Source organism: Streptomyces sp. CB01373 (assembly GCF_002803075.1).
Classification (GTDB): Bacteria; Actinomycetota; Actinomycetes; order Streptomycetales; family Streptomycetaceae; genus Streptomyces.
The window spans coordinates 17,438-38,005 of the sequence record NZ_NNBK01000002.1 but is presented as its reverse complement, the minus strand read 5'-3'; the positions used below and the strand labels follow the sequence as shown (position 1 = coordinate 38,005).

At 72.2% G+C, this 20,568-nt stretch carries 17 protein-coding genes; 16 read left to right on the top strand and 1 reads right to left on the bottom strand.

Features of this window, described 5'->3' with window-relative positions; all coding sequences use genetic code 11:
• Positions 1 to 102 precede the first annotated feature (102 nt).
• From CG719_RS02465 to CG719_RS02415, 11 genes are all read left to right on the top strand, one after another.
• Positions 103 to 1,209 carry a mechanosensitive ion channel family protein gene (locus tag CG719_RS02465; RefSeq protein WP_100566802.1) on the top strand — a complete coding sequence of 369 codons (1,107 nt, stop codon included), beginning with the start codon at positions 103 to 105 and terminating at the stop codon, positions 1,207 to 1,209.
• 160 nt (positions 1,210 to 1,369) lie between these two features.
• Entirely contained in the window at positions 1,370 to 1,990 is a 621-nt protein-coding gene (locus CG719_RS02460) for a Uma2 family endonuclease (RefSeq protein WP_100566801.1), read from the top strand.
• A gap of 162 nt (positions 1,991 to 2,152) precedes the next feature.
• A complete protein-coding gene (locus CG719_RS02455) occupies positions 2,153 to 3,364 on the top strand; it encodes an ROK family transcriptional regulator (RefSeq protein ID WP_100566800.1) in 1,212 nt (403 codons plus the stop codon).
• A gap of 58 nt (positions 3,365 to 3,422) precedes the next feature.
• Complete coding sequence (locus CG719_RS02450; protein ID WP_100566799.1) at positions 3,423 to 4,760, top strand: ABC transporter substrate-binding protein; 1,338 nt, start codon at positions 3,423 to 3,425, stop codon at positions 4,758 to 4,760.
• Positions 4,761 to 4,766: 6 nt separating this feature from the next.
• On the top strand, positions 4,767 to 5,708 hold the full coding sequence (locus CG719_RS02445) for a carbohydrate ABC transporter permease (RefSeq protein ID WP_100566798.1): 942 nt from the start codon (positions 4,767 to 4,769) through the stop codon (positions 5,706 to 5,708).
• Positions 5,709 to 5,710: 2 nt separating this feature from the next.
• A complete protein-coding gene (locus CG719_RS02440; RefSeq protein ID WP_100566797.1) occupies positions 5,711 to 6,604 on the top strand; it encodes a carbohydrate ABC transporter permease in 894 nt (297 codons plus the stop codon).
• 5 nt (positions 6,605 to 6,609) lie between these two features.
• Positions 6,610 to 7,875: a 6-phospho-beta-glucosidase gene (locus CG719_RS02435; protein WP_100566796.1), complete on the top strand. Its 1,266-nt coding sequence runs from the start codon at positions 6,610 to 6,612 to the stop codon at positions 7,873 to 7,875.
• On the top strand, positions 7,866 to 8,837 hold the full coding sequence (locus CG719_RS02430) for an N-acetylglucosamine kinase (protein ID WP_100566795.1): 972 nt from the start codon (positions 7,866 to 7,868) through the stop codon (positions 8,835 to 8,837). The genes CG719_RS02435 and CG719_RS02430 overlap by 10 nt, the downstream gene beginning before the upstream one ends.
• Before the next feature lie 207 nt (positions 8,838 to 9,044).
• Positions 9,045 to 10,493, top strand: a complete 1,449-nt coding sequence (locus CG719_RS02425) for a hypothetical protein (RefSeq protein ID WP_100566794.1) — start codon at positions 9,045 to 9,047, stop codon at positions 10,491 to 10,493.
• Between the two features lie 14 nt (positions 10,494 to 10,507).
• Entirely contained in the window at positions 10,508 to 11,524 is a 1,017-nt protein-coding gene (locus tag CG719_RS02420) for a glutamate ABC transporter substrate-binding protein (protein ID WP_100567163.1), read from the top strand.
• A gap of 81 nt (positions 11,525 to 11,605) precedes the next feature.
• The gene (locus tag CG719_RS02415) at positions 11,606 to 12,904 is read left to right on the top strand and encodes a hypothetical protein (protein ID WP_100566793.1); all 1,299 of its coding nucleotides are present in this window, start codon (positions 11,606 to 11,608) and stop codon (positions 12,902 to 12,904) included.
• A 31-nt stretch (positions 12,905 to 12,935) separates the two neighbouring features.
• Here CG719_RS02415 and CG719_RS37500 read toward each other — a convergent pair whose 3' ends face one another.
• Positions 12,936 to 13,238, bottom strand: coding sequence for a hypothetical protein (locus CG719_RS37500; protein ID WP_442802698.1), 303 nt, complete (start codon positions 13,236 to 13,238; stop codon positions 12,936 to 12,938).
• Here CG719_RS37500 and CG719_RS02410 point away from each other — a divergent pair.
• The 5 genes from CG719_RS02410 to CG719_RS02390 all read left to right on the top strand — a co-directional run bounded on the left by CG719_RS02410 (position 13,219) and on the right by CG719_RS02390 (position 20,479).
• Positions 13,219 to 15,444 (top strand): tetratricopeptide repeat protein, encoded by a 2,226-nt coding sequence (locus CG719_RS02410; protein WP_442802697.1) that lies wholly within the window; start codon positions 13,219 to 13,221, stop codon positions 15,442 to 15,444. The two genes, CG719_RS37500 and CG719_RS02410, sit on opposite strands and share 20 nt — an antisense overlap.
• A gap of 147 nt (positions 15,445 to 15,591) precedes the next feature.
• A complete protein-coding gene (locus CG719_RS02405; protein ID WP_324838185.1) occupies positions 15,592 to 17,124 on the top strand; it encodes a PP2C family protein-serine/threonine phosphatase in 1,533 nt (510 codons plus the stop codon).
• A gap of 136 nt (positions 17,125 to 17,260) precedes the next feature.
• Positions 17,261 to 18,607: a VWA domain-containing protein gene (locus tag CG719_RS02400; RefSeq protein WP_100566791.1), complete on the top strand. Its 1,347-nt coding sequence runs from the start codon at positions 17,261 to 17,263 to the stop codon at positions 18,605 to 18,607.
• Between the two features lie 93 nt (positions 18,608 to 18,700).
• Positions 18,701 to 19,966, top strand: coding sequence for an FHA domain-containing protein (locus tag CG719_RS02395; RefSeq protein ID WP_100566790.1), 1,266 nt, complete (start codon positions 18,701 to 18,703; stop codon positions 19,964 to 19,966).
• Positions 19,967 to 20,074: 108 nt separating this feature from the next.
• Complete coding sequence (locus CG719_RS02390) at positions 20,075 to 20,479, top strand: globin (RefSeq protein WP_100566789.1); 405 nt, start codon at positions 20,075 to 20,077, stop codon at positions 20,477 to 20,479.
• Positions 20,480 to 20,568: the final 89 nt, after the last annotated feature.

Below are 20,568 nucleotides of genomic sequence, written 5' to 3'. Positions count from 1 at the left end.
CTTCCCGGGAACCCACACACCCTGCCCCGTTAGTGTGGTGGTTCTGCCCGTCCGGTGATCTGTTCGTGACCCAGTCGATATTGACCCCGTGCCGGAGGGCGGATGCACCTGGAGGTACCTGCCGTGTCCTTGCCCGTCGTCCTGCCGGCCGCCGGCCCGTCGCCGTCGCCCTCCGAGTCGCCGGCCCTGACGGTCCCCACGTTCCAGGACGCCCACGAGACCGCGACGAACGCGGCCGGCTGGGTCGAGCAGAACTGGTCCACATGGCTGGCCATCGGCTTGAAGATCCTGCTGATCCTGGTGATCGCGGCGGTACTGCGCGGGGTGGTCCGGCGGACGATCACCAAGATCATCGACCGTATGGCCCGTACCGCGCAGGCGGTGGACGGCACGGCGCTGGGCGGACTGCTGGTCAACGCCGAGCGCCGCCGGCAGCGCTCGCAGGCGATCGGTTCGGTGCTGCGCTCGGTGACGAGCTTCCTGATCCTGGGCACGGCGGCGCTGATGGTGCTGTCCGCCTTCGAGATCAACCTGGCGCCCCTGCTGGCCTCGGCCGGTGTGGCCGGTGTGGCGATCGGTTTCGGCGCCCGCAACCTGGTCACCGACTTCCTCTCCGGCGTGTTCATGATCATGGAGGACCAGTACGGCGTCGGCGACTCGATCGACGCGGGCGTCGCCGCGGGCGAGGTGATCGAGGTCGGGCTGCGGGTGACCAAGCTGCGCGGGGCGAACGGCGAGATCTGGTACGTCCGCAACGGAGAGATCAAGCGGATCGGCAACCTCTCCCAGGGCTGGGCGACGGCCGGTGTCGACGTCACCGTCAAGGCGGACGAGGACCTCGACAAGGTGAAGGCCACCCTCGACGAGGTCGCCGAGCGGATGAGCAAGGAGGAGCCCTGGAACGAGCTCCTGTGGAGCCCGATCGAGGTGCTCGGCCTGGACAGCGTGCTGATCGACTCCATGGTCGTCCGTGTCACGGCCAAGACCATGCCGGGCAAGTCGGTGACCGTCGAGCGGGAACTGCGCTGGCGCGTCAAGCGCGCCTTCGACGCGGCCCACATCCGCATCGTGGGCGACGCGACGGCCCCGGCCGACACCTCGGCAGTCGACCCGACGGCGACCATGTCGGCCCCCTCGGCGTTCGCCAACGCCACCTCACCCCAGTCCCTGGCAGCCTCCCCGATCCCCCCGCAGTCGCTGTCGAAGTAGGGCCCGGAAGCCGACGAGGAGACGAGCGGAACGGTTCAGCACACTCGTTCGAGTGAAGGGGCGCGGATTCCACCGTGCGACGCGCCCCGCACGCCCCATCGTTCTGCCGGGGCACCCGGCGCGGGCGTAGCCTGACACCAGCGCGACAAGGAGATCAGCGATGAGCGCCGAACCGATCATGGAGCCGGTGATGACGCAGGTGGACCCCATCGACCTGTTGAACGCGATCGAAAAGGCGTCGCCGATGCCGATTCGGCCGGAGTACATCGAGGGGACGGTCATCGTGCCGCCGCAGCCGAACGACAACCACAATGACGGCGCCTTCGAGCTGAGCTATCAGTTCCGTACGGCCGGCTTCCGTCTTGTGGGCATGGGCAACGGCTATCGCGCCGCTCACAAGGACGGCAGCACCATGGCCCTGTTCATTCCGGACTTCTACGTTCGGCGCCGCAAGGCCTCGGAGCTCGACGAGTCGTACCGCAAGGTCCACAAGGGCTGGTACCCCAGCGACATGATCGCCCTGATCGGCGAGGTCACCTCGACCAATCACGAAACGGACACCGGCCCCAAGCTCCGCACCTACGCCGCCGCGGGCGTCTCCGTCTATGTCCTGATCAACCGAAACACCGGCACAGCCCACTGCTACACCACCCCTGTCCTCCACGGCGAGGACCCCACCAAGGCGTACTACGACGACGAGACCAAGGTCGACCTCGGCGATCCGCTCCCCCTTCCCGCGCCGTACCCCACGCTGGACACGGCACCGTTCCTCAAGGACTGACCGGACCGGGGCTCCCGACCGCACGCTCTGCTCGCCGTCTCCCTGGGTAACGACTCCGTTGCCGCGGGGACGTACTCTTGACGACCACTTCACCACGGGCATACCTTCCTGCCACTCGAACAGGAAACTTTCCTAACAGTGACCGCAGGGGAGGGCCGACGTATGGCAGGTACCACCGGCACGCCCGGCACTCCACGGGTCCTGCGCGCCATGAACGACCGCGCCGCCCTGGACCTCCTCCTGGAGCACGGGCCGCTGTCGCGTACCCGGATCGGGAAGCTGACCGGCCTGTCCAAGCCGACCGCCTCCCAGCTCCTGGCCCGCCTGGAGGCCGCCGGGCTGGTCCGCGCCACGGGGACCAGCGAGGGACGACCGGGCCCCAGCGCCCAGCTCTACGCCGTGAATCCGGCCGCCGCCCACGCCGCCGGGCTGGACGTCAATCCCCTCCGCATCCGCGCCGCCGTCGCCGACATCACCGGCCGCACCGTCGGCGAGTACGAGCTGCCGACCCCCGGCCGGCGCCCGTCCGGGCCCGTCGTGAAGCAGGTCACCGACGCCCTCGACGGCGCGGTGAAGGCGGCGGGGCTGGCCCGCGGCGACGTGCACCGGCTGGTCATCGGCACCCCCGGCGCCTTCGACCCCGGCACCGGCCGTCTGCGCTACGCCTCCCACCTGCCCGGCTGGCACTCCCCCACCCTGCTCGACGAACTCGCCGCCGCCCTGCCGATGCCGGTGGAGTACGAGAACGACGTCAACCTCGTGGCCCTGGCCGAGCAGCGGCTCGGCGCGGCCCGCGGCCACCGGGACTTCGTGTTGCTGTGGAACCAGGAGGGCCTCGGCGCCGCCCTGGTGCTCGGCGGCCGCCTGCACCGCGGCTGGACCGGCGGTGCCGGCGAGGTCGGCTTCCTGCCGGTCCCCGGCACCCCGCTGGTCCGCCAGGTGACCCGGGCCAACAGTGGCGGCTACCAGGAGCTGGCCGGCTCGCAGGCGCTGCCGGCACTGGCCAGGGAGCTGGGCATCGAGGACCCGCCCGCGGGACCCCCCGCCGCGGCCGCCGCCGAGCTCGTCGCCCGCGCCGCCGACCACGCCACCGGTCCCCACCGCACGTTCCTGGCGGCGTACGCGACCCGGCTCGCGACCGGTCTCGCCGCCCTCGTCTCCGTCCTCGACCCCGAACTCGTCGTCCTCAGCGGCACCTCGCTCACCGCCGGCGGCGAGGTGCTGCGCGCCCTGGTCCAGGCCGAGCTGGAGGAACTGGCCGCCTCCCGGCCGCGCCTGGTGGTCGGCGACGTGCATGAACACCCCGTACTGCGGGGCGCGTTGGAGAGCGCGCTCGCGTCCACCCGCGACGAGGTCTTCGACACCTCGCGCTGAACCGCCGTACCCGCTCCGCCCCTTCCCTCACCGCCCCCCGTCCCAGGGAGATCCAGCCATGCCCGAAGTGTCCCGGAAAGCGGCCCTCGCCCTCGCTGCCTCCGCCGCCATGGCACTGCTCGCCACCGCCTGTACCGGTCAGCCCGACGCCGGCGCGAACGACGACGCGTCGAAGGACACGACCATCAACTTCTGGCACGCCTGGAGCGATCCGAGCGAGGTGAAGGCCGTCACGTCGCTGATCGACGGCTTCCGGAAGGCGCACCCGAACATCCGCGTCAACGTCGTCGGCAACATGACCGACGACAAGATCAACCAGGCGCTGCGCACCGGCGGCGCCAAGGCGCCCGACGTGATCTCCTCCTTCACCACCAACAACGTCGGCAAGTTCTGCTCCTCGGGCGCGCTGGTCGATCTCAACCCGTTCTTCGAGAAGACGGGCACGGACCCGGAGAAGACCTTCCCGAAGGCGATGAACGAGTACACCCAGTTCGACGGCAAGCGCTGCACGGTGCCGCTGCTGGGCGACGCCTACGGCCTCTACTACAACAAGGACGCCTTCGCCGCGGCCGGCATCAAGAACCCCCCGAGGACCTGGTCCGAGTTCGAAGCCGACGCCAAGAAGCTGACGATCCCCCAGGGCGACGGCTACCGGCAGCTCGGTTTCATGCCGGACTACCACGGCTGGGAGTCGACGACCGAGCACTACTTCGCGCAGTTCTCCCCGGCGTACTTCGACTCCAGTGGCAAGTCGAGCCTGGCCACGGACCCCGCGTTCGAGAAGGGCTTCACCCTTCAGAAGCGGCTCGTGGACGAACTCGGCGGCTACCGGAAGCTCGAGAAGTACCGCGCCGGCCTCGGCGACGAGTGGGGCCCCAAGCACCCCTTCCACACCGGCCAGGTGGCCATGCAGCTCGACGGCGAGTGGCGGCTTGGCATGGCCGAGGAGGCCAAGCCGAAGTTCGAGATCGGCGTCGCCCCGCTGCCCGTCCCCGACGACCAGGCCGGCCAGTACGGCAAGGGCTACATCACCGGCACCATCGCCGGCATCGCCGCCACCAGCAAGAAGCAGAACGCCGCCTGGGAGCTGGTGAAGTACATGACCACGGACACCGACGCGGTGGTCGGCTTCGCCAACGACATCCACAACGTGCCCTCCACGCTGGCGGCGCTGAAGTCCCCGAAGCTGAAGTACGACCCGCGCTTCAAGACGTTCCTGGACATCGCCGCCAACCCGGACTCGACCACGACGCCCGCCTCCATCAACGGCGGCCAGTATCTGGTGACGATCCAGCAGTTCGGCTACGACTACGAGAGCGGCAGGGCCAAGGACCTCAAGGCCGGCCTGCTCAGGACGGCCCAGCAGATCGACACGGACATCGCGCAGGCGAAGTAGGCGCGCATGACCACCATCACCCTGGCGTCCAAGCGCCGCCGCTCGGCGCTGAAGACCCTCGCCTTCATGTCTCCGTGGCTGATCGGCTTCGCGGTCTTCTTCGCCTATCCGCTGATCTCCACCGTCTACTTCTCGTTCATGCACTACGACGGCTTCGGGCCGCCGACGTGGCGCGGCACCAGGAACTGGACGTACGTCTTCCAGAACTACCCGCTGTTCTGGCCGGCCCTGCGCAACACGCTCTGGCTGGTCCTGGTGATGGTGACCCTGCGGGTGGTCTTCGGGCTCGGCGTGGGTCTGCTGATCACCAGGATCAGAACGGGCACGGGTGTCTTCCGCACCCTGTTCTATCTGCCCTACCTGGCCCCGCCCGTGGCGGCGACCATGGCCTTCGCCTTCCTCCTCAACCCCGGCACGGGCCCGGTCAACTCCCTCCTGGAGCGGGTCGGGATCCCCGCGCCCGGCTGGTTCGGCGACCCCACCTGGTCCAAACCGGCGCTGACGATGCTCGCCCTGTGGGGAGTGGGCGACCTGATGGTCATCTTCATGGCCGCGCTGCTCGACGTGCCCACGGAGCAGTACGAGGCCGCGGAGCTGGACGGCGCTTCGCCCTGGCAGCGCTTCCGGTACGTCACGCTGCCGAACATCTCGCCGATCGTGATGTTCGCGGTGGTCACGGGTGTGATCCAGACGATGCAGTACTACACCCAGCCGCTGATCGCCGGAAAGGTCGCCTCGGGCGTGATCCAGGGCGCGGGCACCCAGTTCGAGCCCGGCTATCCGGACAGGTCCACGCTCACCCTCCCCCAGCTCGTCTACAACCTCGGCTTCCAGCGCTTCGAGTACGGCCCGGCCTGCGTGGTGGCGCTGGTGCTGTTCGCCCTGTCGATGGTGTTCACCGCGTTCCTGATGCGGCGCCGGGGCGGTCTCATCCAGGCAGGTGACTGACGATGACCCAACTACTGGACAGACCGGCGGGGTTGAAGACCCGGCCCTCCCCCGCCGAGCGCACGGCCCGCCGCAGGGCGGCGCTGGAGTGGATCGCGGTCCACTCGCTCGGCGTGGCGGCCGCCCTGTTCTTCGTCCTGCCCTTCGTGTTCGTCCTGCTGACCTCGCTGATGAGCGACAGCCAGGCCCTCAGCCGCGATCTGGTCCCGCACACCTGGGAGTGGGGCAACTACAAGAAGGTCCTCGACACCCCGGGCTTCCTCACCTGGTGGCGGAACACGCTGGTCTACGCCGGTCTCGGCACGGTCCTCACTGTGGCGTCCTCGCTGCCCGTGGCGTACGCGCTGGCGAAGTTCCGCTTCCGGGGCCGCAACCTGTCGCTCATGCTGGTGATCTCGATGATGATGCTGCCCCCGCAGGTGGTCATCATCCCGATGTACCTGTTCTGGGCCAAGCAGCTGGACCTGTCCGGCACGTTGTGGCCGCTGATCATCCCGATGGCGTTCGGCGACGCGTTCTCCGTCTTCCTGCTGCGGCAGTTCCTGACGACCATTCCGAACGAGTACCTGGACGCGGCGAGGGTCGACGGCTGCGGCGAGCTGCGCACGCTGCTGAAGGTCGTCGTCCCCATGGCCAGACCCGGTCTCGCGGCCGTCGCCCTCTTCCAGTTCTTCTACGCCTGGAACGACTACTTCGGCCCGCAGATCTACGCCTCGGAGAACCCGGGCGCGTGGACCCTGTCCTACGGCCTTGAGTCCTTCAAGGGGGCCCACCACACCGACTGGAACCTCACCATGGCCGCGACCGTTCTGGTCATGGCCCCCGTGATCCTCGTGTTCTTCTTCGCGCAGAAGGCGTTCGTCGAGGGCGTCACACTCACCGGAGTGAAGGGCTGAACAGCATGAAACTCACCGTGGTCGGCGGCGGCTCGACCTACACCCCCGAACTCGTGGACGGTTTCGCGCGTCTGCGGGACACCCTGCCCGTCGAGGAACTCGTGCTGGTGGACCCGGCGGCGGACCGCCTGGAGCTGGTGGGCGGGCTGGCCCGCCGCATCTTCGCCCACCAGGGCCACCCGGGCCGCGTCGTCACCACCTCCGACCTGGACGCGGCCGTCGACGGCGCCGACGCGGTACTGCTCCAGTTGCGCGTCGGCGGCCAGGCGGCCCGGCAGCAGGACGAGACATGGCCCCTGGAGTGCGGCTGCGTCGGCCAGGAGACCACCGGCGCGGGCGGGCTGGCCAAGGCGCTGCGCACGGTCCCGGTGGTCCTGGACATCGCCGACCGGGTCCGCCGCGCGAACCCGGACGCCTGGATCATCGACTTCACCAACCCGGTCGGCATCGTCACTCGCGCCCTGCTGCAGGCAGGACACCGGGCGGTCGGCCTGTGCAACGTGGCGATCGGCCTCCAGCGCAAGTTCGCGGGAATGCTCGGCCTCGCGCCCGCCGACATCCACCTGGACCACGTGGGCCTGAACCACCTCACCTGGGAGACGGCGGTGCGCCTGGGCGGCCCGGAGGGCGAGGACGTACTGCCCCGGCTCCTGGCCGAGCACGGCGGGACGATCGCCGGCGACCTGCGCCTGCCCCGCCCGCTCCTGGACCGTCTGGGCGTGGTCCCCTCCTACTACCTGCGCTACTACTACGCGCACGACGAGGTCGTGGACGAACTGCGCACCAAGCCGTCCCGCGCGGCCGAAGTGGCCGCGATGGAGCGGGAGCTGCTGACGATGTACGGCGATCCGACCCTGGTGGAGAAGCCCGCCCTGCTCGCCCGGCGCGGCGGCGCCTACTACTCGGAGGCGGCCGTGGACCTGGCGGCGGCCCTGCTCGGCGGAGGGGGCAACCCGTACCAGGTGGTGAACACGTACAACAAGGGCACCCTGCCCTTCCTCCCGGACGACGCGGTGATCGAGGTGCAGGCGGCCGTGGACTCCAAGGGCGCGGCCCCCCTGCCCGTCCCCGCCGTGGACCCGCTGTACGCGGGCCTGATGGCCGATGTGACGGCGTACGAGCACCTGGCCCTGGAGGCGGCCCTGCGCGGCGGCCGGGACCGCGTCTTCCGCGCCCTCCTCGCACACCCCCTGATCGGCCAGTACGCCTACGCCGAGACCCTCACCGACCAACTCGTCGCGCACAACCGGGAGTACCTCGCGTGGGCCTGACCGCAAGCGTCCTCGCGATCGACGCGGGCAACAGCAAGACCGACGTCGCGGTGGTGGCGGCCGACGGGCACGTCCTCGCCACGGCCCGCGGCGGCGGGTTCCGGCCGCCCGCCGTGGGCGTCCGAACCGCGGTGGACGCCCTGGAGGAAGCGGTCCGACGGGCGTACGCGCAGGCCGGCGTCACCGGCGCCGGCCATGTCTCGGCCTGCCTGGCCAACGCCGACCTGCCCGTGGAGGAGGAACAGTTGGCGTCGGCGCTGCACGCGCGCGCGTGGGGCACGACGGTGGAGGTCCGCAACGACACGTTCGCGATCCTGCGCGCGGGCGTGGCCGAACCGCGCGGGGTCGCGGTGGTCTGCGGCGCCGGCATCAACTGCGTCGGCATGCTCCCGGACGGCCGCACCGCCCGCTTCCCCGCGCTCGGCCGGGTCTCCGGCGACTGGGGCGGCGGCTGGGGCCTGGCGGAGGAGGCCCTGTGGTACGCGGCCCGCGCGGAGGACGGCCGCGGCGCGCCCACCGCCCTGTCCCGCACCCTCCCCGCCCACTTCGGCCTCGACTCCATGTACGCCCTCATCGAGGCGCTGCACCTGGGGCACGTCGACCACCTCCGCCGCCACGAGCTGGCCCCGGTCCTGTTCGCCACGGCCGACCAGGGCGATCCGGTCGCCCGCACCATCGTCGACCGCCAGGCCGAGGAGGTGGTGGCCATGGCCACGGTCGCGCTGACCCGCCTCGGCCTGCTCGACGAGGAGACGCCCGTCGTCCTCGGCGGCAGTGTCCTCGCCGCCCGCCACCCCCGGCTCGACGACGCCGTCCGCGGCCTGCTCGCCGACCGCGCCCCCAAGGCGGTCCCGCGGGTCGTCACGGCCCGTCCGGTCCTGGGCGCGGCCCTGCTGGGCCTGGACCACGTGGGAGCACCGGCGGCGGCCCTGGAAAAGGTGCGGGCCCACTTCGAACAGTGAGGTGCCGGTGGTTCCCCGCGAAGACCCGGGAGGCGTAGGAGGCGCGGGAGGCGCGGGGAACCGAACTGATTCTCCCGGCGTATACATGGGCAAGGGGTGGTACGGGGCGAGCGCACACGGTTCGGCCGAGATCGGGTGAAGACCGGTGCGAATGCCGGTCACGGCAGCGATACTTGCGGCGACGGATGACCATGGGGGAGGTCAGCAGTGACACAACCGCCGACGAGCAGACCGGCACCGCCGGGCCCGGGCCTGCCCACGCTCCCGGCGGTCCCGCCGCAGCGCGCTGCCCCCGTCGTCGCCGCCCAGCCCCCGTCGCCCCCGCGCCGCACCGCCTTCGCCGAGGGCGCCGAGCGCCTGCGCACCGCCGCCACCACCGAGCCCGGCCGGCTCCGCGTCATCGGCGCCGTCCTCGCCCTCCTCGTCGTGGCCTTCGGCGCCGTCACCGCCCTCCAGACCAGCGACCGTGCCACGGCAGCCGACGACGTCCTCCATCGCAGCCAGCCGCTCAGCTCCGACGCGGCCGACATCTACCGCTCGCTCGCCGACGCCAACACCATGGCCACCAGCGGCTATCTGGCCGGTCTCCAGGAGACGGCGGCCACCCGCGAGCGCTACGAGTCCGACATCCGCACGGCCGCCGCCAAGCTGGTCACCGCCGCCGCCAACTCCGCTCCCGGCAGCCCCTCCGCGGCCACCATCACCAAGCTCAACCAGCTCCTGCCGCGCTACAAGGGCCTGGTCGAGTCCGCCCGTGCCAACAACCGCCAGGGCTTCCCGGTCGGCGGCGCGTACCTGCGCGCCGCCAACGACACCATGCAGAACGAGATGCTCCCGGCGGCCGAGGACCTGTACCAGAAGGAGAACCAGCGGCTGCGCTCCGACTACGGGGACGCGACACCGTACCCGTGGGCCGCGATCGCCCTCGGCGTCGTCGCCCTGGCCGCCCTCGCCTGGGCCCAGCGGCGCAACTACCGGCGGACGAACCGGGTGCTGAACCACGGCCTGGTCGCCGCGAGCGCCGCCACCGCCGTCGTCCTGCTGTGGCTGGTGATAGGCCACAGCGTCGCGCGCGTGGGACTCAACGGCTCCTACACGCACGGCGTGCGCTCGCTGAACGTGCTGCACGACGCCCGTATCGCCTCCCTCAAGGCCCGCAGCGACGAGAACCTCACCCTGGTCAGCCGCGGCGCGGAGACCAGAACGCTGAAGGACGGCACGGTCATGGACGCCTACGACTGGGCGTACGACCAGGAGCTCGGCACCCTCGCCAGGACGCTGAACCGGGCCGGCACCCTCGCGGAGGACCCCGGCGGCAGGAAGCCGGTGGACACGGCGAACGAGTCGATGAAGGTGTGGAAGCAACGGCACGAACTGGCCCGCCAGGCCAACGACTCGGGCGACTACCAGAAGGCACGCGACCGGGTCATCGGCAACACCGCCGAGGACCGGGCGCAGTCCACGGGTGACTGCTTCGACAACGTCGACGCCTCCCTCGCGTCGGCGCTCACCCATGAGACGGGCAGGTTCCGGCAGGCTGCGCAGGACGGCCGGGCCGCCATGACGGGCCTGCCCGCCGGCTCCGCCGTGCTCGCGGTGCTCGGCGCGGCCGGCGCGGTCCTGGGCATCGGACGCAGGCTTTCGGAGTACCGGTGAAAGGGGGCGTGGCGATGCGAGCACGACGACTGCGGGCCGGCCTGAAGGGCTGGGGCGGTGTCGGCGCGATGGCTGCCGTCTGCGTCCTGGCGCTGACGTTCGTCCTCCTGCTGCCCCGCACCCAGCCGCACGGCGCCGGCGGTCCCGTCCTGGGCGGCCAACACGCCGTGCGGGGCACGCAGTCCAAGGCGGACAACTGCCAGGACAGCCAGGCCCACGACCTGAGCCCGTCCCCGTCCCGCGCGGGCGGCCGCACGGTGAGCGCCATCCGCTCGCGCGGCCACCTGACGGTCGGCGTCGACCAGAACAGCTACCGCTGGGGCTACCGCAACCCGAACAACGGCTCCGGCGCGCTGGAGGGTTTCGACATCGACCTCGTGCACCGCATCGCCGAGGACATCCTCGGCGACCCGGACAAGGTCCAGTTCAAGGCCATCCCCACCAACGAGCGGATACCCGCGATCCGCAGCGGCCGGGTGGACATGGTGGTGCGCACCATGACCATCACCTGCGACCGGCTGAAGCAGGTGGCGTTCTCCGCCCCCTACTTCCTGACCGGCCAGCAGGTCCTGGCCCCCAAGACCTCGGACATCACCGGCTACGACGGCTCACTCGCCGGGAAGAAGGTCTGCTCGGCCACCGGCTCCACGGCCTACGACCACCTGGCCGCCGACACCAAGGACGGCACGCTTCCCGCGACCACCGACATCACCACCACCGTCCCCAACCAGCTGGACTGCCTGGTGCGGCTCCAGCTCGGCGAGGTGGACGCGGTGGTGACGGACGGCGCACTCGCCGCCAGCCAGGCCGCGCAGGACCCCACCGTGGCCTTGAAGGGGGCCTCCTTCACCAAGGAGTTCTACGGTGTGGCCATGAACCTCGGCGCCGAGGACCTGGTCCGCCAGGTCAACCGGACACTGGAGAACTACCGCAAGGACGGGGGCTGGAAGACGTCGTACGGGAGGTGGCTGTCCGCCACGCTGGGTAAGGACTCACCGTCGGCCACCGCGCCGACGCCGGCCTACCGGTGACCTGTCACCGGCCGGTGCGGCACCGACGGACCGGCACAACCCGACAGCACACAGGCGACACACGGCAGCGAGAGGTGATCGATGGGCGTCACGGACCCCGCCGGGCCGGTGATGGACCGGGACGAGGTGGACCGTGCGCTGGCGCGGCTCGGCGCGGAGCACGAGGCCATCGAGACCTCGCTGCTCGCCCTCCAGGACCACGCGGGCCGCAGACTCCTGGAGGGCGCCGAGCTGACCGGCGTCACCAAGGAGCGCTGGGCGGCCACAGAGGCGTCGATCACGCTGCTGTGGGCGTACTTCGACGCCTACAGCGGCGCCCTGCGCACCGCCCGTGAGATCCGCGCCCGCCGCCGCTGGTCCAGCCGCGACGACCTGGTGGAGCTGACCGAGCTGCTGCGCGGCGAGTCCGTCACCGTCCCCGGCGCGGCCGTCGCGGGCGCGCCCGGTCCCGGCCGACTCAGCCAGAGCTTCTCCCTGGTCACGCTGGTGGACCGGATGAACGAGCTGTACGCGGCCGGTCTTGACATGGTGGTCGCCGCCGACGCGGTGTGGTCGGCGCTGCCCGCGCGGATCGATCTGCTGGCCGCGGAGCTCCAGCGCACCCGCCGGCTCGCGCACTCGGTCGGCGTCCGCCCCGGCGAGCACCCGGCGGGCGACGACCTGGACCGCGTCACGCGCACGCTGACCGGGCTGCGCGCGGAGGTGATCTCCGATCCGCTCGCCTTCTGGGTGCCCGCGCAGGGCAGTTCGGCGCCGGGCGGCGGACGGCCGGACACCACGGTGTACGACCGTCAGGCGCGGGCCCTCGACGAGGTGCGCCGGGAGATCGAGGCCGTGCTCGGCGTGCGGCAGGACGCCGAGCAGCGGCTGATCAGGCTGCGGGACGTGCTCTCGCGCGCGGACCGCACCCTCGCCGAGGCGCGCACCGCGCGCGGCGAGGTGCTGGCGAAGATCGCCGCCACGGAGGTGCCGGTGGTCAGCGGTCCGCCGACCGCCCTCCAGGAGCAGCTGGCGACGGCCGCCGAGTACCGCAGGCAGGCCCGCTGGCACCGGCTGTCGCCGCTCCTGGAGTCTCTGGAGGAGAAGGCCGAGGACGAACTCCTGCGCGCCCGCGAGTCGTTGACGGCGGTCACCGCGCCGCTGGCGGTCCGTGCCGAGCTGCGCGGGCGGCTGGACGCGTACAAGGCGAAGGTGGCCCGGCACGGTCTGGCGGAGGACCCGCTGCTGGTCGAGCGGTACGACGCGGCGCGGCGCATGCTGTGGAGCGCGCCCTGCGACCTGCGGGTGGCCGAACAGGCCGTGCTGCGCTATCAGCAGGCGGCGGCCGAGCTGCTCGGCGGCTCCCGGGTGCCGGAGCCGGGCGGGCGCGAGGGACGGTAGGGGGAGTCATGAGTCAGGCGGGGCAGACCTGTCAGCGGCCGGACTGCGGCGGCACGTACGAGGACGTCGGCGGCGGTGAGCTGTACTGCGACACGTGCGGTCTCGCGCCGGTGGTTTCGCCGACCGGCATGGTGGGTTCGCCGCCCACCGGGGTCACCGGCGGCGGGGACTCGCGGGGTTCGGCGGGCAGCCGGGGTTCGGCGGGCAGTTCCCGTACGTCGTCGCAGTCGACGGGTTCCTCACGGTCCCGCCGCTCGGTGTCGGGGCGGCTGTCGCGGTCGCTGTCGGGCAGGGCGACCGGCCGCTCGGTTTCGGTGCGCAGCTCCGGCTCCACGACGGGCTCCTCGGGCCGCGGCCGGCTGGGCGCGGGACTGGTGCAGGTGCCGCAGGTGCCGCGGCCCGACCCGCGTTCGATGGTGCTGGAGAACCCCGAGGTGCCGGAGCGCAAGCGGTTCTGCTCGCGCTCGGACTGCGGGGCGCCGGTCGGTCGCGCGCGAGGTGACCGGCCGGGCCGTACGGAGGGCTTCTGCACCAAGTGCGGGCACCCGTACTCCTTCGTGCCCAAACTGAGGGCCGGGGACATCGTCCACGGCCAGTACGAAGTCGTGGGCTGTCTGGCGCACGGCGGCCTGGGCTGGATCTACCTCGCCGTGGACCGGGCCGTCTCCGACCGCTGGGTGGTGCTCAAGGGCCTGCTGGACACCGGCGACCAGGACGCCATGGCGGCGGCGATCTCGGAGCGGCGGTTCCTGGCGGAGATCGAGCACGCCAACATCGTGCGGATCTACAACTTCGTCGAGCACCTCGACCAGCGCACCGGCTCCCTCGACGGCTACATCGTGATGGAGTACGTCGGCGGCAAGTCGCTGAAGGAGATCGCCAACTCCCGCCGCACCTCGCAGGGCAGACGCGACCCGTTGCCGGTGGAGCAGGCCTGCGCGTACGGCATCGAGGCCCTGGAGGCGCTCGGCCATCTGCACAGCCGCAACCTGCTGTACTGCGACTTCAAGGTCGACAACGCGATCCAGACCGAGGACCAGCTCAAGCTGATCGACATGGGCGCGGTGCGCCGGATGGACGACGACGAGTCGGCCATCTACGGCACGGTCGGCTACCAGGCGCCCGAGGTCGCCGAGGTCGGCCCGTCGGTGGCCAGCGACCTGTACACGGTGGGCCGTACGCTCGCCGTCCTCACCTTCGACTTCCAGGGCTACACGAACGTCTTCGCGGACTCCCTGCCCGATCCGGACAACATCGAGGTCTTCCGCCAGTACGAGTCCTTCTACCGGCTCCTGGTCCGCGCGACCGATCCCGACCCGGCCCGCCGGTTCGCCTCGGCGCAGGAGATGGCCGAGCAGCTCACGGGCGTGCTGCGGGAGGTCGTGTCCTTGCAGACCGGCCGGGCGCGGCCGGCCCTTTCGACGCTGTTCGGCCCGGAACTGCGCGTGACGGACACGGAGTTGTTCCCGAAGCTGGACGGGGACGTGTCCCGGCTGGGGGCGCGGGTGACGCGCCCGCGCGGGTACGCCCCGGCCCTCACGGCCGGTGCCGGGAACGGCCATGGTGCCCCGGGCGCGCCGAACGCGCCGGCCCATCCGGCCCTCGTCAAGCCCGCGGACGCGCCCGCCGCCGCGCTCGCCCTGCCGGTCCCCCACGTCGATCCGGGTGACCCGAACGCGGGTTTTCTCGCTGGCCTGTTGACGTCCGCGCCCGGCGAACTGGCACACGCCCTCGCCGCGGTGCCCACCCAGTCGGCCGAAACCCGGCTGCGCCAGGTCCGCGCCCGGCTGGAGACCGGCGAGGCGGCCACGGCGCTGGAGGTCCTGCGCCGACTGGAGCAGAGCCACCCGGACGACTGGCGGGTCGTCTGGTACCGGGGCATGGCCTCCCTGGTCACCGGTGACCACGAGGAGGCGGCCCTCGCCTTCGACGCGGTCTACGACGCCTTCCCGGGCGAGGTCGCGCCGAAGCTCGCGCTCGGCCTGTGCGCCGAGGTGCTCGGCCAGCTCGACAACGCCGCCGAGTACTACCGCCTGGTGTGGTCGACCGACCCGAGCCAGGTCAGCGCCGCATTCGGGCTGGCCCGCGTGCAGCTCGCCGGCGGCGACCGGAACGGCGCGGTGCGGACGCTGGAGTCCGTGCCGGGGTCCTCCATCCACTACACGGCGGCGCGTGTGGCGGCCGTGCGGGCACGGCTGCGGCACCGTACGGCGGCGGCCTCCGACACGCCGTTCCTGGACGATCTGACGGCCGCCTCCGGGCAGGTCGAGGCACTTCAGACCTACGGTCTCGACCCGGCGCGGCGCGAGCTGTTGTCGGCGGAAGTCCTCGGCTGCGCCCTGGACTGGGTACTCTCCGGGGGCCGGGCCACCGACCCGGCCGCCCGGCGGGTGCTGCTCGGCAGCGACCTGGACGAGCGGGGACTCCGGTTCGGCCTGGAGCGTTCGTACCGCACGCTGGCCCGGCTGGCCCCCGGTGGCGAGGAGAGGATCGACCTGGTGGAACGTGCCAACCGTTACCGCCCCCGGACGTGGGTGTAGTTGATGTCGCAGATGCACCAGCAGGCCGCGCTGCCGAAGTGCCCGAGCTGTGCGGAGCCGCTCGAATCGGGTGACCGCTTCTGCGGTGCGTGCGGGTACGCCCTGTCCGCGGCCGCCGCGGGACCGGACGACACGCCGACGCTCACCATGGACCGCGGCGGTGTGCCGCGCCCGGCCGGACCCGGCGAGCGTGCCGACGACGCCGTATGGCCGCGCGCCCCGCACCCGGACGCCTCCGAGGCCCCACCGCGGCTGCATCTGCCGACGGACCTGCCGGGCACTGACTCCAACGGCTCCCCGCTGCCGGCACCGGCACAACAGGCACAGCCGCAACCGGCCGCCCTGCCCCAACCGCAGGCTCCAGCACAGGCTTCAGCCCAGGGGCAGCCTCAAGCACAGGCCGCAGCTCAGGGGCAACCGCAGCCCCAGGGACAGGCGCAGCCGCAGGCTCATGCCCAGGCCCGGGCGGCGGTTCAGCCGCAGCCGCAGCCCCACCCCGAGCCTCGGACACAGCCCACGGCCCAGGCGCAGGCGGCGGGCGGACCGCAGCCGCAACCGGCAGCCCAGCCTCCGCGACAGCCGCAGCCACCGGCCCCAGCACAGGCCGCAGTTCAGGGACAGCCGCAGCAGCCGCAAGGACACGCGCAGCCGCAGCCCGCCTCCGGTGTGCGGCTGGACCGGCCCGCGGAGCCCGACGAGTACCCCTTGCAGGCGCCGGACCCGCGCGTGCCCGCCGACGCCGACGACGCCGCCGCGGGCGAGGGCACCGCCGTGTGCGTGGCCTGCCGGGCCGGCCGGGTCGACAGCGACGGCTACTGCGAGAACTGCGGGCACGCCCAGCCGCGCGAACGCGACCACATGGAACAGGAGTCGGGCCCGATCGCCGCCGTCAGCGACCGCGGTCTGCGCCACCACCGCAACGAGGACGCCTTCGCCCTCGGCCGCACCGCGCTGCCCGACGGCTCACCCGCCCTCGCGGCGGTCGTCTGCGACGGCGTTTCCTCCGCGACCCGCCCCGACGAAGCGTCCCTGGCCGCCTCACGAGCGGCGAGCGAGTCGCTGCTGGCCGCGCTGCCCCGGGGCACGCACCCGCAGCAGGCCATGCACGACGCGATCGTCGCCGCCGCGCAGGCGGTCGACGCGATCGCCGGGGAGCCCGCGCCGGAAGGCCGGCACTCCGTCCATCAGAACGCGCCGGCCTGCACGTTCGTCGGCGCGGTGGTCACCCCCGGACTGCTGGTCGTCGGCTGGGTCGGCGACAGCCGCGCCTACTGGGTGCCGGTGGACCGCGGCGCGCCCGCGGCCCGGCTCACCGAGGACGACTCGTGGGCCGCGCAGATGGTCTCGGCGGGCCTGATGTCCGAGGCGGAGGCGTACGCCGACGAGCGCGCCCACGCGATCACCGGCTGGCTCGGCGCGGACGCCTACGAACTGGAGCCGCACACGGCGTCGTTCAAGCCGGACCGGCCGGGAGTCGTCGTGGTGTGCACGGACGGACTGTGGAACTACGCGGAAACGGCACGGGAGATGGCCGACGCCGTCCCCCTCGACGCCGCCGTGCGCCCGCTGCACAGCGCCCGGGTCCTGGTCGGCCACGCCCTCGACGGCGGGGGCCACGACAACGTAACAGTGGCCGTCCTGCCGTTCCCGGCCGCGCCGCAGGGGGCAGGATCGGCCTGAGGGACGTACGCCGGGACGCGTGACGGAAACCCCCGGCCGGCCCCTCAGCGCGGCGAAACTCCGAGGGCCGGCGGGGGCCGGTCCGTTCACAGTCGTCGTCCCCGTTCACGGGGTCCAGAGGGGGATCTGGGACAGCATGGCGAATTTCTCGAAGTCCAGCGTGCCGCAGTTCTCGGTGGACGTGTACCAGAACGAGTACCTGCCGGAGGGCGGCCGGGAGGTCAACGCGATCGTCACGGTCACCGCGACCGGCGGCGGCACGATCGGCGGCGCGGTCGCGGCACCGCATCTGTACACGCCCGGGCAGGGGCCGTCCGCCGCGGTGGCGATCATGGTCGACTGCTCGGGTTCGATGGACTACCCGCCGACCAAGATGCGCAACGCCCGGGACGCCACGGCGGCGGCGATCGACACCCTGCGCGACGGTGTGCACTTCGCGGTGGTCGGCGGCACGCACGTGGCCAAGGAGGTGTATCCGGGCGGCGGCCGGCTCGCGGTCGCCGACGCGACCACCCGCGACCAGGCCAAGCAGGCGCTGCGCAGGCTCAGCGCGGGCGGCGGCACGGCCATCGGCACCTGGCTGCGGCTGGCCGACCGGCTGCTGTCCTCGGCCGACGTCGCCATCCGGCACGGCATCCTGCTCACCGACGGCCGAAACGAGCACGAGTCCCCGGAGGACCTGAAGCGGACGCTCGACGAGTGCGCGGGACGCTTCACGTGCGACGCGCGAGGCGTGGGCACCGACTGGGAAGTGAAAGAAGTCACACAGATCGCCTCCGCGCTGCTCGGCACCGCCGACATCGTCGCCGACCCGGCGGGCCTCGCCGCCGACTTCACGCGGATGATGGAGACGGCGATGGGCAAGGAGGTCGCGGACGTCCGGCTGCGGGTGTGGACGCCGGTGGGCACGACCATCAAGTTCGTCAAACAAGTCGCTCCGGCCGTGGAGGAGTTGACCGACCGCCGGGCCGAGGCGGGCCCACGCGCCGGGGACTATCCCACCGGCTCCTGGGGCGACGAGTCCCGCGACTACCACCTCTGTGTGGAGGTGCCCGCGGCCGGCATCGGCCGGGAGATGCTCGCCGCCCGTGTCTCCCTGGTGGTGCCCGCGCCGGACGGGACGGCGCACAACCTCGGGGCCCAGGGCCTGGTACGGGCCGTGTGGACCGACGACATGACCGCCTCCACCTCGATCAACCCGCAGGTGGCCCACTACACCGGGCAGGCCGAACTGGCCCAGGTCATCCAGCAGGGACTGGACCTTCGCAAGGCGGGCGATTTCGATGGAGCAACGGCCAAACTGGGCCGGGCCGTTCAGCTCGCCGGTGTTTCGGGGAACGCGGATACTGCGAAACTCCTTGCGAAGGTGGTGGACGTGGTCGACGTCGCGACGGGTACTGTGCGACTGAAAGCGAAGGTCGAAGAGGCCGACGAGATGACACTCGAAACCCGGTCCACCAAGACCGTTCGTGTGAAGAAGTGACGCGGGAACACCGCACAGGACAGCGAGCCCGGCCCCTCGGGGTGGGAGGAATCCGGCCGCAGCGGCCGGAGAAGGAGAAGGGGAAGCGCCGACATGCCGACCTGCCCGAACGGACACCAGTCGGGTTCCGACGACTGGTGCGAGGTGTGCGGTCACCGCATGGCCGGTGCCGTGCCTCCGCCTCCCCCGCCGCCCCCGGCCGGGGGCTACGGCTTCCCGCCCGCGCCGGGGCCCGGCGGCCACGGCCACCCGGGTGCGCCCGGTGGGCACTCGCACCTGTCCGGCGTACCGGACTCCGAGCCGCAGCTCTGCCCGCAGTGCCGTACGCCCCGCGAGGGCGGGGCGCCGTTCTGCGAGGAGTGCCGGTGGAACTTCCTGACGAACACGGCGACCTCGTACACGCCGGCCGCGCCGCCCGGTGCCGCCCCTCGTTTCCCGCAGCCGCCCGGCCCGGGCTTCGGCGGCGACACCTTCGAGTACCAGGGCTCCCGGCCGTCCCAGATGAACCGGCCCGCCGAGCCGATCCCGCACGCCCCGCCCTACGGCACCGAGCCGCCGGGCCGTCCGGGCCCGCCGAACTTCGGCACCGAGCCTCCCGGCCGCCCCGGCCCGCCCAACTTCGGCACCGAACCCCCCGGCCGCCCCGGCCCGCCCAACTTCGGCACGGACCCGTCACGGCCGGTTCCGCCGCCGCCCGGTGCCCCCGGAGCGCCCGGTGGTGGCCCGCAGATGTACCAGCAGTCCGGCCCGCCGGCTCCGCCCGTGTTCCCGCAGGAGACGGGCCGGCCGCAGCGCGGCGCCGACGACGACTGGGTGATCTCCCCGCCGTCCGGCGGCCCGTCCGGTCCGGGCGTCCCGGGCCGTCCCGGCCAGACGGGCGGCTACGGCTACCCGCAGCCGGGTGCCACCCAGGCCCCGCCGGGACCGGCCTTCCCGCAGCACCCGCAGCAGCCCGCGACCTGGACGGCGACGATCGGTCCGGACCGCGACTACTTCATGGCGATGATGCACCGCTCGGGTCCCGAGGCCGCGGGCCTGAACCTGCCCGCGTACTCGCCCGAGCAGCAGCGCACGCTCTCCGGCAACCAGGTCACCATCGGCCGCCGCCGGCACTCCACCGGTGACACCCCCGACATCGACCTGGCGGTCCCGCCGGAGGACCCGGGCGTCTCCCACCAGCACGCGGTCCTGGTCCAGCAGCCCGACGGCAGCTGGGCGGTGGTCGACCAGAACTCGACCAACGGCACCACGGTCAACGGCTCGGAGGACCCGATCCAGCCCTTCGTGCCGGTCCCCCTCCAGGACGGCGACCGCGTCCACGTGGGCGCGTGGACGACGATCACGATCAGGCGCGGCTAGCCGCGCCTGCCTCGGGCCGATCACGCCGTGACCGGCGGTCCCAGGTGCTGCCTCAGGGCAGGGACCTGGGCCTCCGGTCCTCGTCCGGCCGTCTGAGAGCATGGACGGGTGAATGAGATTCGGCGTGGCACGCTTCAGGAGCAGACCTTCTACGAGCAGGTCGGCGGCGAGGAGACCTTCCGCCGGCTGGTCCACCGTTTCTACGAGGGGGTGGCCCAGGACCCCGAGCTGCGGGCGATGTATCCCGAGGAGGACCTGGAACCGGCCGAGGAGCGGCTGCGGCTGTTCCTGATCCAGTACTGGGGCGGTCCGACGACGTACGGGGAGCGGCGCGGCCACCCGCGGCTGCGGATGCGGCACGCGCCCTTCCGGGTCGACCGGGCGGCGCACGACGCCTGGCTGCGGCACATGCGAGTGGCCGTCGACGAGCTCGGCCTGTCGCAGGAGCACGAGCAGACGCTGTGGAACTACCTCACGTACGCGGCGGCGTCGATGGTGAACACGCCCGACTGAGCCACCGCACAGGAACCTGAGTACCGGATTCCGGTCGTTCGGCGCCGGAATCCGATCACGATCCGGTCAAACTCGGCCGACCACCGCTT

Excerpts from the sequence above, each read along its gene's own strand:
- CG719_RS02465 (WP_100566802.1), top strand. The coding sequence starts at position 103 with ATGCACCTGGAGGTACCTGCCGTGTCCTTGCCCGTCGTCCTGCCGGCC.
- CG719_RS02460 (WP_100566801.1), top strand. The coding sequence starts at position 1,370 with ATGAGCGCCGAACCGATCATGGAGCCGGTGATGACGCAGGTGGACCCC.
- CG719_RS02455 (WP_100566800.1), top strand. The coding sequence starts at position 2,153 with ATGGCAGGTACCACCGGCACGCCCGGCACTCCACGGGTCCTGCGCGCC.
- CG719_RS02450 (WP_100566799.1), top strand. The coding sequence starts at position 3,423 with ATGCCCGAAGTGTCCCGGAAAGCGGCCCTCGCCCTCGCTGCCTCCGCC.
- CG719_RS02445 (WP_100566798.1), top strand. The coding sequence starts at position 4,767 with ATGACCACCATCACCCTGGCGTCCAAGCGCCGCCGCTCGGCGCTGAAG.
- CG719_RS02440 (WP_100566797.1), top strand. The coding sequence starts at position 5,711 with ATGACCCAACTACTGGACAGACCGGCGGGGTTGAAGACCCGGCCCTCC.
- CG719_RS02435 (WP_100566796.1), top strand. The coding sequence starts at position 6,610 with ATGAAACTCACCGTGGTCGGCGGCGGCTCGACCTACACCCCCGAACTC.
- CG719_RS02420 (WP_100567163.1), top strand. The coding sequence starts at position 10,508 with ATGCGAGCACGACGACTGCGGGCCGGCCTGAAGGGCTGGGGCGGTGTC.
- CG719_RS02415 (WP_100566793.1), top strand. The coding sequence starts at position 11,606 with ATGGGCGTCACGGACCCCGCCGGGCCGGTGATGGACCGGGACGAGGTG.
- CG719_RS02405 (WP_324838185.1), top strand. The coding sequence starts at position 15,592 with ATGGACCGCGGCGGTGTGCCGCGCCCGGCCGGACCCGGCGAGCGTGCC.
- CG719_RS02400 (WP_100566791.1), top strand. The coding sequence starts at position 17,261 with ATGGCGAATTTCTCGAAGTCCAGCGTGCCGCAGTTCTCGGTGGACGTG.
- CG719_RS02395 (WP_100566790.1), top strand. The coding sequence starts at position 18,701 with ATGCCGACCTGCCCGAACGGACACCAGTCGGGTTCCGACGACTGGTGC.